At 71.3% G+C, this 10,173-nt stretch carries 10 protein-coding genes and 1 pseudogene; 1 reads left to right on the forward strand and 10 read right to left on the reverse strand.

Annotated features, from left to right (window positions below):
* Positions 1-10: 10 nt before the first annotated feature.
* Genes ftsX through thiD form a run of 7 tightly spaced genes read right to left on the reverse strand, consistent with a single transcriptional unit; the run spans position 11 to position 7,378 of the window.
* Positions 11-961: a permease-like cell division protein FtsX gene (ftsX, locus tag H149_RS0115070; RefSeq protein ID WP_020650599.1), complete on the reverse strand. Its 951-nt coding sequence runs from the start codon at positions 959-961 to the stop codon at positions 11-13.
* Entirely contained in the window at positions 948-1,670 is a 723-nt protein-coding gene (gene ftsE / locus H149_RS0115075; protein ID WP_020650600.1) for a cell division ATP-binding protein FtsE, read from the reverse strand. Before ftsE ends, ftsX begins: the two co-directional genes overlap by 14 nt.
* 49 nt (positions 1,671-1,719) lie before the next feature.
* Positions 1,720-2,643: a signal recognition particle-docking protein FtsY gene (gene ftsY / locus H149_RS21215; protein WP_020650601.1), complete on the reverse strand. Its 924-nt coding sequence runs from the start codon at positions 2,641-2,643 to the stop codon at positions 1,720-1,722.
* Positions 2,644-2,671: 28 nt separating this feature from the next.
* Entirely contained in the window at positions 2,672-4,630 is a 1,959-nt protein-coding gene (locus tag H149_RS0115085; protein WP_020650602.1) for a VTT domain-containing protein, read from the reverse strand.
* Positions 4,627-5,910: a glutamate-1-semialdehyde 2,1-aminomutase gene (gene hemL, locus H149_RS0115090; RefSeq protein ID WP_020650603.1), complete on the reverse strand. Its 1,284-nt coding sequence runs from the start codon at positions 5,908-5,910 to the stop codon at positions 4,627-4,629. Before hemL ends, H149_RS0115085 begins: the two co-directional genes overlap by 4 nt.
* A gap of 53 nt (positions 5,911-5,963) precedes the next feature.
* On the reverse strand, positions 5,964-6,593 hold the full coding sequence (gene thiE, locus H149_RS0115095; protein WP_020650604.1) for a thiamine phosphate synthase: 630 nt from the start codon (positions 6,591-6,593) through the stop codon (positions 5,964-5,966).
* On the reverse strand, positions 6,584-7,378 hold the full coding sequence (thiD, locus tag H149_RS0115100; protein ID WP_020650605.1) for a bifunctional hydroxymethylpyrimidine kinase/phosphomethylpyrimidine kinase: 795 nt from the start codon (positions 7,376-7,378) through the stop codon (positions 6,584-6,586). Before thiD ends, thiE begins: the two co-directional genes overlap by 10 nt.
* 453 nt (positions 7,379-7,831) lie before the next feature.
* Between thiD and H149_RS22310 the strand changes: the two genes are divergently transcribed.
* Positions 7,832-8,665 (forward strand): hypothetical protein, encoded by an 834-nt coding sequence (locus H149_RS22310; RefSeq protein ID WP_020650606.1) that lies wholly within the window; start codon positions 7,832-7,834, stop codon positions 8,663-8,665.
* On the opposite strand, the gene mtgA is transcribed toward H149_RS22310, so the two are convergent.
* The 3 genes and pseudogenes from mtgA to H149_RS24410 all read right to left on the reverse strand — a co-directional run.
* Positions 8,662-9,510, reverse strand: a complete 849-nt coding sequence (gene mtgA, locus H149_RS21225) for a monofunctional biosynthetic peptidoglycan transglycosylase (protein WP_020650607.1) — start codon at positions 9,508-9,510, stop codon at positions 8,662-8,664. The two genes, H149_RS22310 and mtgA, sit on opposite strands and share 4 nt — an antisense overlap.
* Positions 9,510-9,839 (reverse strand): trimeric intracellular cation channel family protein, encoded by a 330-nt coding sequence (locus H149_RS21230; RefSeq protein WP_020650608.1) that lies wholly within the window; start codon positions 9,837-9,839, stop codon positions 9,510-9,512. The genes mtgA and H149_RS21230 overlap by 1 nt, the downstream gene beginning before the upstream one ends.
* Positions 9,785-10,173 (reverse strand): annotated as a pseudogene (locus H149_RS24410) (hypothetical protein); the annotation flags it as partial. The pseudogene H149_RS24410 and the gene H149_RS21230, both read right to left, overlap by 55 nt.

Raw genomic sequence — 10,173 nt, forward strand, 5'->3', positions numbered from 1 at the left:
TGGGGACGATTCAGCGCGGTTCAATGAGGGCCAGGCGCCGGCCGACGGTGACGTATGCGCCGGCCCAGCCGAGCACCACGCCGGCGGCCAGCAGGGCGAGTCCGTCGGTCCACGGCAGGCCGGCGAGCTGGAACTGGCTGCCATAGGCCTGGGCGAGCTGCTCGGCGGGCGCGCCGAGGGCCTGCACGCCGGCGGCGACCAGGATCCAGGCCAGCAGGCCGCCGAGCAGGCCGTGCCAGAAGCCGGCATAGAGGAAGGGGCGGCGGATGAAGCTGTCCGGCGCGCCGATCAGCTTCATCACCTCGACCTCTTCACGGCGCGCTTCGATGTCGAGGCGGATGGTGTTGCCGATGATGACCATGACCGCGACGCCGAGCAGGATCGCGACGATGCCGACCGAGCGCTGGGCGATGTCGAGCAGCGCGTACAGGCGTTCCAGCCACTTCTGGTCGAGCTTGGCGAGGTCGACTTCGGGCAGGCGCCCGAGCCGCGCCGCCAGTTCCTCGACGCCGGCCTTGCCGAGCTTGCGGTTCGGCGTGACGGCGATGACCGCCGGCAGCGGGTTGTCCTGCAGGATCGCCAGGGCGTCGCCGAAGCCGGACTGCGCCTTGAAGTCGGCGAGCGACTGCGCGCGCGAGATGTAGTTGGTCTTGCTGACGCCGATTTCGGCGCGCAGTTCCCGGGCCAGTGCCGCGCCGCGTTCCTCGGTCACGCTGTCCTTGAGGAACAGCGAGATCTGCAGCGATTCCTGCCAGCTGTAGCCGACGCTGGCGAGATTGCGCGTCAGCACGTAGAGGCCGGCCGGCAGCGCCAGGGCGATGCCGATGACCAGCGCGGTCAGCGCCGCCGCCAGCGGTGCGCGCGCCAGCTTGCCGAGCGAGAAGAAGAACACGCGCGCATGTTCCTGCGCCAGGCGCGCGAGCCAGCCCGGGCGTTCGAGTCCGGCTTCAACGAGCGCCATGGCGGTCTCCGAGTTGCGAGGCGGCGGTCGGCCGCTTGTCGGTGATCTGTCCGTGTTCGAGATGGATGATGCGATGCGGCAGGGCCTCGATCAGATCGATCGCGTGCGTGGCGATCATCACCGTCACGCCGGCCTCGTTGAAGCGCTGGAAGCCGCGCATCACTTCGAGCGCCATTTCCGGGTCGAGATTGCCGGTCGGCTCGTCGGCGAGGATCAGCGCCGGCTTGGTGACGATCGCGCGGGCGATGCCGACGCGCTGCTGCTCGCCGCCGGACAGCGTCAGCGGCAGCGACTTCTCGCGATTGAGCAGGCCAACCGCGTCGAGCGCCGCACGCGTGCGCCGGCCGATGTCGGCATACGCATAGCCGCGGATCACCAGCGGCAGCGCGACGTTGTCGAACACCGTGCGGTCGTAGAGCAGGTTGAAGTTCTGGAAGACCAGGCCGATGTGCTGGCGGTAGGCCGGGATGTGGCGGTTCTTCAGCGCCGACAGGTTCTGGCCCATGACGACGAGCTGGCCGCGCGTCGGCCGGCACAGCGCCGCGATCAGGCGCAGCAGCGTGCTCTTGCCGGCGCCGCTCGGGCCGGTCACGTAGACCATCTCGCCCTGCGCGATCGAGAAGTTGACGCCGCTGAGCACGTCCTGGCCGCCGGGGTAGCGGTAGGCGAGCTGGTCGAAGCGGACGATGTCGGAGGCGGGCGGGCTCATGCGCGCGCCGTCTCCGACGCGGTTCGCCGCCTGTGCTTGCGCATGCCGTTCACTCCCCGATGAGCGCGTCCGCATAGGCTTCGGCGTCGAACGGCTGCAGATCGTCCACCGCCTCGCCGAGCCCGATGAAGCGCACCGGCAGGGCCAGCCGGCGCGCGATCGCCAAGAGGATACCGCCCTTCGCGGTGCCGTCCAACTTGGTGATGACGAGGCCGGTGAGGCCGATCGCCTCGTGGAACTGGATGGCCTGCGTCAGCGCGTTGCCGCCGGTCGTGGCGTCGACCACCAGCAGCACTTCGTGCGGTGCGTACGGGTCGTGCTTCTGCACGACGCGCTTGATCTTGCGCAGCTCGTCCATCAGGTGCGCCTGCGTGTGCAGGCGGCCGGCGGTGTCGGCGATGACCAGATCGATGTCGCGCGCCCTGGCCGACTGCACGGCGTCATAGATCACGCTCGCCGAATCGGCGCCTTCACCCTGCGACAGGATCGGCACGCCGACGCGCTCGGCCCAGGTCTGCAGCTGCTCGACGGCGGCGGCACGGAAAGTGTCGCCGGCGGCCAGCAGCACGCTTTTGCCCTCGCGCTTGTAGCGCGCGGCGAGCTTGCCGATGGTCGTCGTCTTGCCGACGCCGTTGACGCCGGCGACGAACAGGATGAACGGCTTGATGAAGGGCGGCATCACCAGCGGCTTGGCGATCGGCGCGAGCAGTTCGACCAGATACTTCTTCAGCGCCGCGCGCAGCTGCGCCGGATTCTTGATGCGGCCGGCGTTGACCTCGTTCTGCAGGCGCTCGATCAGCCACTGCGTCGCATCGACGCCGGCGTCGGCCATCAGCAGGCGCGTTTCGAGCTCCTCGAGCGCTTCCGGCGTCAGCTTGTCGGCGGTGAAGAACGTCGAGATGTCGCGTGTCAGCCAGGAATCGCCCTTGTTGAGGCGGGTGCGCAGCTTGCTCAGCAGGCCGGGTTCGGACATGGGGATTTCAAAAAAAATGGAAACGGATTTACCACAGCAACCATAGCGGACCGTGGACGCGGTGTTGCGTGTCGGGCAGCGCCGCGACCAGCGGCGCCAGCGGCGGATCGAAGTCGGTCGCGACCGGATAGCGCAGCAGGCGGTGGAAACTGCGCGCCTCCTGGCGAGTGACGGTGCCGATCCAGATCGGCCGGCCGTCGTCGAGGCGGTAGTGCGAAGGCCACAGGCGCACGAAGTACTGGTGCGCGTCGTCGAGCGGCAGGCGCAGCATCAGCGCCGGATGTTCGCCGGCGTGCACCTGCGGCATCACCGGCAGCTCGCCGATCGCCGCCGAGCTGGTCAGCCAATGCAGCATCTGCGCCGCGCCGAGCGGTGCCGGCGTCTGCCAGCCGGCGGCGCGCAGCTGCGTCTCGACGGCGCTGAGATCGCCGGCCCACTGCAGCGTGAACGGCTGACGCGCGCGGCCGGCGGCGTCCTGGCGCTGCAGCGCAAAGCGCGGCGTGGCGGCGGACGCGTCGAGCCAGTCGGCGAGGCTCAGGGTGCGATAGTGCGGCGGCGGCAGCGCGTGCGGTTGCGCCAGGCGTTGCCACTGCCAGCCGAGCGCCAGCGCGAAGCTGAGCGCGATCAGCGGCAGCACGCGCCAGGCGCGCAGGATCTGCGGCCGGTGCAGGCGATAGCCGAGGCCGAGCAGCGCGCTCCAGGCGAGTCCGAACAGCAGCAGCAGCAGCGCGACGCTGAACCACTGCAGGCCCAGGTACAGCTGCGCGAAGGCGACGAGCAGCAGCAGCACGGCGCTGATCGCATAGAACACCGTGCGCAGCGCCGGCGCGCGGCCGGTCGCCAGCAGCACCGGCAGGAAGCCGTAGGTCACGGCCGCGAGCACGAGGTCGCGGCTGCGCGCGGCGCCGGGCGCCGGCGTATCGAAGAAGTGGTAGGGCGGTGGCAGCAACGGGATGGCGTACAGGCCGGCGGCGATCGCGCCGCCGAAGGCCAGCGCCGCCGCCCAGTGCGTCGCCGCGCGCAGCTTGCGCAGCGCCAGCAACACCACGAAACCGGCGATGGCGACGGTGCCGTACACCGGCCACTCGCCGATCTGCAGCAGGCGTCGGGCCAGCGCCGAGCCCCAGGGCGTATGCAGGTCGCGCAGCGACTGGAAGATCGCGGCGTCGAGGCGCAGCGGATACTGGTGCAGCTGCGTGCCGGCGGCCAGGTACAGCGAGCCGGCCGCGACCAGCAGCAGCGGCAGCGCCAGCAGCGCGAGCGCCGGCGTTTCCGGCAGCTCGTCGTCGATCAGCGCGAAGCCGTGACGGCCGGCCTGGCGCCGGCGGCGGCTCCATTCGAGCAGGCGCGGAATCCAGGCCGCCGCCAGACGGCCGACGAGCCGCGACAGCACGATCGTCAGCCACAGCGCCAGCCACAGGCCGAGCAGCAGGGCCAGCAGCAGGCTGGCGAGGCGGCCGGCGACTTCGGCGGCGAGGCCCAGCGAGGCGCCGAACACGACGCCCGGCAGAATGAAGGCGCAGGCCCAGAGAGCCGCGCCGATGCCGTCGGCGAGCGCGAACTTCCAGTACGGCATGCCGGCCGCTGCGGCGAGCGCCGGCGTCACCGCCCGCAGCGGGCCGAGGAAGCGCGCCAGCAGGATGCTGTAGGAGCCGTGCCGTGCGAAGAAGCTGCGGCCGCGCAGCACCAGGTCCGGATGCTTGAGGAAGAAGCGCGCCTGGAACAGGCGCTCGCCGTAGCGGCAACCGAGCCAGAAGCTGAGGCTGTCGCCGAGCAGCGCGCCGGCGGCGGCGATCAGCAGCGTCGGCCACAACTCCAGCGCGCCGAGCGCGACCATCGCCCCGATCGCGAACAGCGGCAGCGCCGCGGGCACGAAGGCGCCGATGATGAACAGCGAATCGAGCAGCGTGACGGCGAACAGCAGGCACAGCGCCCAGTGCGGATGGGCGCCGATCCAGGCCAGAAGCGACTGCAGCGCCTCGGTCATTTCGCCTCGGCGAAAGCCTCGGCGGCGGCGTCCAGCGTGCGCTCGATCTCTTCCGGGCCGTGGCGCGTCGACACGAAGCCGGCCTCGTAGGCCGACGGCGCGAGGTACACGCCGCGCGCCAGCATCGCGTGGAAGAAGCGCTTGAAGCGCTCGCCGTCGCAGCGCATGACGTCGGCGTAGCCGTTGATGTGTTCGGCGTCCGTGAAATAGAGGCCGAACATGCTGCCGACCTGCGTCGTCGTGAATGGCACGCCGGCATCGCGCGCCCGCTCACGCAGGCCGGCGAGCAGCTGCGCGGTGCTGTGTTCGAGCGCGGCGTACAGGTGCGCATCGTCGAGCTTGCGCAGGATGGCCAGGCCGGCGGCCATCGCCAGCGGATTGCCCGACAGCGTGCCGGCCTGATAGACGGGGCCGAGCGGCGCCAGCTTTTCCATGATCTCGCGCTTGCCGCCGAAGGCGCCGACCGGCAGGCCGCCGCCGATGATCTTGCCGAGCGTGATCAGGTCCGGGGTCAGGCCGTAGCGGCCGCAGGCGCCGCGCGGGCCGACGCGAAAGCCGGTCATCACCTCGTCGACGACCAGCAGCGCGCCGCTTCTCGTGCACAGCGCGCGCAGGCCTTCGAGAAAGCCCGGCAGCGGCGGCACGCAGTTCATGTTGCCGGCGACCGGTTCGAGGATGATCGCGGCGACGTCGCCGTCGTGATCGCGCAGCAGCGCCTCGACCGACGCGAGGTCGTTGTACTGCGCGGTCAGCGTGTACTTGGCAAGGTCCGCCGGCACGCCCGGCGAAGTCGGCACGCCGAAGGTCAGCAGGCCCGAGCCGGCTTTCACCAGCAGCGCGTCGCCGTGGCCGTGGTAGCAGCCCTCGAACTTGATGATGTAGTCGCGGCCGGTGGCGCCGCGCGCCAGGCGCAGCGCCGACATCGTCGCCTCGGTGCCGCTGTTGCACATGCGCACCATGTCGAGGCCCGGCACGCGCGCGCACAGGAGCTCGGCCATCTCGATTTCGAGCTCGGTCGGCGCGCCGTATGAAACGCCGATCGTCGCCTGATGCTGGATCGCGGCGATGACGTCCGGGTCCTGGTGGCCGGTGATCATCGGCCCCCAGGAGCCGACGTAGTCGATGTAGCGCTGGCCGTCGGCGTCGCAGAGGTAGGCGCCGTCGGCCGAGGCGATGAAGCGCGGCGTGCCGCCGACGGCACGGAAGGCGCGCACCGGCGAGTTCACGCCGCCGGGGATCGTGCGCTGCGCGCGCTGGAACAGTTCGTCGGAGCGGGTCATGGGCGTCAGGGGAGCGGCGCGCGCGGCGCCGACGGTGGGCGGGAGGAGGGATTCTAAGGGGCTTCGCCGAGCGCGGCGACGTAGGCGCGGGCCGCCGCGGCGACGTCGTCGGCGCCGAACACGCCGTCGATCGCGGCGATCAGCTCGGCGCCGGCCGCGCGCACGGCGCCGGCATTGGCCGGCGTGATGCCGCCGATGCCGCAGATCGGCACCGTCAGCGCGCGCCGCGCGGCGGTCAGCGTCGCCAGTTGCGCCGGCGGCGCGTCCGGCTTGGTGCGCGACGGGAACAGGCGGCCGAAGGCGACGTAGTCGGCGCCGGCGGCGACAGCGGCGCGCGCCCGGTCGAGCGAGTCGCCGCAGGTCGCGCCGAGGATCGCCTGCGGGCCGAGCCGCGCGCGCGCCGCGGCCAGGCTGCCATCGCCGGCGCCGAGGTGCGCGCCGTGCGCGCCGGCGGCGGCGGCGAGTTCGGCATCGTCGTTGACGATCAACAGCGCGCCGCCGGCGCGGCAGCACTGCGCCAGCGCCCGCGCCAGGCGCAGCCGCTCGTCCGGCGCGTTCCACTTGTCGCGGTACTGGATCAGACGCGCGCCGCCGGCGATCGCCGCCGCGACGGCCGGCAGCAGGCGCTCGGGGGCGCGGACCAGCGCCTCGGGCGTGATCGCGTAAAGGCCCTTCAATTCCATTGACGGTTCCGGCGCGGAATCAGGCGGCCCTGGCCGGTGCGATAGGCCGCGGCCAGCGCCGCGTGCGTATAGCGCTGGCCGCGCTCGATCGCGCTTGCCCAGTCGTCGCCGACGGCGAGGCGGCCGGCGATCGCCGCCGCCAGCGTGCAGCCGGCGCCGTGGAAGCGGGCGGCGAGGCGCGGCCAGCGGTATTCGCGGGCGCGACCCTCGGCATCGAGCCAGAGATTGCGGACTTCGGCATCCGCTTCGTCGCCGCCGGTGACCAGGACCTGCCGGCAGCCGAGCCCGCGCAGCGCCGCCGCCGCGGCCGCGGTGTCGGCGGCGTCCGGCGCCAGGCGCCGCGCCTCGGCGGCGTTCGGGGTCAGCAGGTCGACGTGCGGCAGCAGCGTGTCGCGCAGCGCCGCCAGCGTCGGCGCGGCGCTGACCTCGGCGCCGCCGCCGGCGCGCAGCACCGGATCGCAGATCACGGGCACGCCGGTGCGGCGGATCGTCTCGACGATCACCGGCACCTGCGCGGCATCGCCGAGCAGGCCGATCTTGATCGCGGCGATGCGGCTGTCGGCGAGCAACACGGCCAGCTGCTCGGCGATCAGCGGCGGCGCGACCGCCTCGACGCGGCGCACGTCGCGGCTGTCCTGCACGGTCAGCGCGGTGATCACGGTCAGCGCGTGGGCACCCTGCGCGGCGATCGCCTCGAGATCAGCATGAATGCCGGCGCCGCCGCCCGGGTCATGGCCGGACAGACAGAGCACCAGTGGCGGGTCGGCTAGGAGCAGATCGGACATCCGGGGAGTCGCTCTGGCGGAACAACGAGGTTTGTGAAAGCCCTTGACAGAAGGGCGCGATTTACGTTGCGCTGCGGCATCTTATGCACAAGCTTTGGGCATGGGCGCTACAGGCCGCATGAGAGCGACATTTTTCTGCAAAAACACCGTAAGAATCTCTTATCACCATGATCCGGAAAGGAAAATTGGCGTGAACACAAACTGCCCCCGAGGCAGAAACAGGCGCAGTTACGGCCACTTATCGCGTTGCTCCCCCCATTGTGCACAAACTTATCCACAGATGCTGTGGGCAAAATCCACTTTCCCCTCATGGACAGCGGTTTAGCGCCATCTTTTAAAGCTGAACCGGGCCTCGGGACGCGACGGCCGGGTCGCCGCCGGGCGCTGCGCTCGGCCGCCTGCGGGCTCGGCTTATGGCTGTGCTTTCCGATACTTGCCCAGGGCGGCACGGCGGTGGCGGCGCTCATCGACGACGCCGAACTGCCGGAAATTTCGGGCTGCGCCGCTTCGCACCGGCAGCCCGGCTGGCTGTGGCTGCACAACGACAGCGGCAACGCCCCGCGCCTGTTCGCGATCGACGATCGCGGCCGCGTGCGGGCGCGGGTCACGATCGACGGCGTCGCCGCCGGCGACTGGGAGGACATCGCCGGCTACGACGGCCCGACCGGACCGATGCTGGCGATCGCCGATACCGGCGACAATTTCGCGCTGCGCCGCGAGGTCAGCGTGTTCCTGCTGCCGGAACCGGATGCCAGTGCGACACACGCCGCGCCGCTGCGGCAGATCCGCTTTCGCTACCCGGACGGCCCGCGCGACCTCGAAGCGCTGGCGGTCGACGCGGCGGCCGGCCAGATCCTGCTGCTCGACAAGCGCCGCCCGCCGGCGACGCTCTACGCGCTGACGCTCGCCGGCCCCGACGAGCAGATCGCGCAGCGGCTGGCGACCGTGCCGGACTGGTGGCCGGAGCCGCCGACGCCCGTCGAGACGATCGGCGCCAGCCGCTACCGCGGCGCGGCGACGGCGATGGACCTGGCACCGGACGGCCGCCGGCTCGCGGTGCTGAACGACACGCACTGGCAGGTTTACAGCCGCCAGCCCGGCGAATCCTGGGCGACGGCGCTGCAGCGTGCGCCGCGTTCCGGGCGGCTGCCGCGCCAGGGTCTGCCGATGCGCGACACGATCTACGAAGCGCTGTGCTGGGACGCCGCCGGTGACGGCCTGTGGATCAGCGGCGAACGCCTGCCGGCGCCGCTGCTGCACGTCCATCCGGACGCGGCCGCCCCCTAGCTGGCCGGTGCGGCGGGCGCGGCTTCCGGTTCGCTCGGCTCGGCGGGTGCCGGTGCCGGCGCGGCTGGCTCCGGCGCCTGCGTCGGCGGCGCGACGGGCGCCGCGGCCGGCGCGCGGCCGGCCTCCTCCGCGTCGATCTGCCGCTGCAGTTCCTCGGGAATGTCCGGCTCCGGTTCGGGTTCCGGCTCGGCGCTGCGGCGGCCGTAGCCCATCTGTCCGGCGATCCAGTTGGCGCGACGCTGCACGTAAGTGCCGGGGCGGGTGACGCTCCAGTGCCGCGGGCTCGGCAGCACCGCGGCGAGCCGCGCCGCCTCCATCGGCGTGAGCCGTGCCGCCGGCTTGTGGAAATAGGCCTGCGAAGCGGCCTCGACACCGTAGATGCCGGGACCGAACTCGGCGACGTTCAGGTAGACCTCGAGAATGCGCTGTTTCGGCCACAGCGCCTCGATCAGTACCGTGTAGCCGGCCTCGATGCCCTTGCGGAAATAGCCGCCGCCCGGCCACAGGAACAGGTTCTTGGCGGTCTGCTGGCTGATCGTCGAGGCGCCGCGCTTGTGCCGGGAGCGCCGGTTGTGGGCGCGCGCCTGCTCGATCGCCTCGAGGTCGAAACCGTTGTGCGTCCAGAACTTCTGATCTTCGGCCGCGACCACGGCGCGGCGCGCGCTGTCGCTGATGCGGCTGGCCGGCACCCAGTGGTACTGCACCGGCCGCGTCGGGCTCTGCAGCATGTACGCGGTGGTCGGCGGCGGCAGCACGCGCAGCAGCGCGACCGGCAGCGCCGTGAGCGCGAGGATGGCGAGCAGCAGCCAGCCCAGGAACCGCAGGCCGCGGCGGCGTTTCTTCATCATTTCCGTTGGTGGCGATCGAGATCGAAGACCGGCAGCGTCAGGTTCCACCAGATCGCCGCCAGACGCAGGGCCGCGATCAGGGCCATGCCGACGAAGGCGGCGAGGTCGCGGTCGAGGCCGAGCCGCTGCAGCAGCACATAGCTGAGCGCGCCGGCGACGACGGCGCTCGCGTACATCTGGCCGCGGCGCAGGATCATCGGGATTTCATTGCACAGCACATCGCGCACGACGCCGCCGAAGGTGCCGGTGATGACGGCGATGACGACCGCGATCAGCCCGGACAGCTGCGCGTTCTCGGCGATGCGCGCGCCGGAGATCGAGAACATCGCCAGGCCCAGCGCGTCGGCGATATCCAGCTGCTTCTCCGGCGGATGGCGGTAGCGTACGTAGTCGGTCCTGAAATATTCAATTCACCGCCGCCAGCCGCCGACCCGGCGGCCATGCCCCCCTCGTCACTGACCACCCGCTCAAGCATCCCGACCAGAAGCCAGAGTGCAAAAAGGGCCTTCAGTCCCAACCGGGCAATGGCCCGCATCAACCAGCGCAGGTTGTAGCCGGCGGCACACAACACCGGATGCAGCACATCCCCTTCCGATCCTTTGAGCCAGTTCCGCCGTAGTCCGCAGTCGTCCTTCAGGTGCCCGATCACCGGCTCCACGG

The sequence above is a fragment of the Solimonas variicoloris DSM 15731 genome (assembly GCF_000382285.1).
GTDB lineage: Bacteria > Pseudomonadota > Gammaproteobacteria > Nevskiales > Nevskiaceae > Solimonas > Solimonas variicoloris.

What these genes read in the sequence shown, in the direction of transcription:
- ftsX (WP_020650599.1), bottom strand. Translation starts at nt 961, where the DNA reads ATGGCGCTCGTTGAAGCCGGACTCGAACGCCCGGGCTGGCTCGCGCGC.
- ftsE (WP_020650600.1), bottom strand. Translation starts at nt 1,670, where the DNA reads ATGAGCCCGCCCGCCTCCGACATCGTCCGCTTCGACCAGCTCGCCTAC.
- ftsY (WP_020650601.1), bottom strand. Translation starts at nt 2,643, where the DNA reads ATGTCCGAACCCGGCCTGCTGAGCAAGCTGCGCACCCGCCTCAACAAG.
- H149_RS0115085 (WP_020650602.1), bottom strand. Translation starts at nt 4,630, where the DNA reads ATGACCGAGGCGCTGCAGTCGCTTCTGGCCTGGATCGGCGCCCATCCG.
- hemL (WP_020650603.1), bottom strand. Translation starts at nt 5,910, where the DNA reads ATGACCCGCTCCGACGAACTGTTCCAGCGCGCGCAGCGCACGATCCCC.
- thiE (WP_020650604.1), bottom strand. Translation starts at nt 6,593, where the DNA reads ATGGAATTGAAGGGCCTTTACGCGATCACGCCCGAGGCGCTGGTCCGC.
- thiD (WP_020650605.1), bottom strand. Translation starts at nt 7,378, where the DNA reads ATGTCCGATCTGCTCCTAGCCGACCCGCCACTGGTGCTCTGTCTGTCC.
- mtgA (WP_020650607.1), bottom strand. Translation starts at nt 9,510, where the DNA reads ATGAAGAAACGCCGCCGCGGCCTGCGGTTCCTGGGCTGGCTGCTGCTC.
- H149_RS21230 (WP_020650608.1), bottom strand. Translation starts at nt 9,839, where the DNA reads ATGTTCTCGATCTCCGGCGCGCGCATCGCCGAGAACGCGCAGCTGTCC.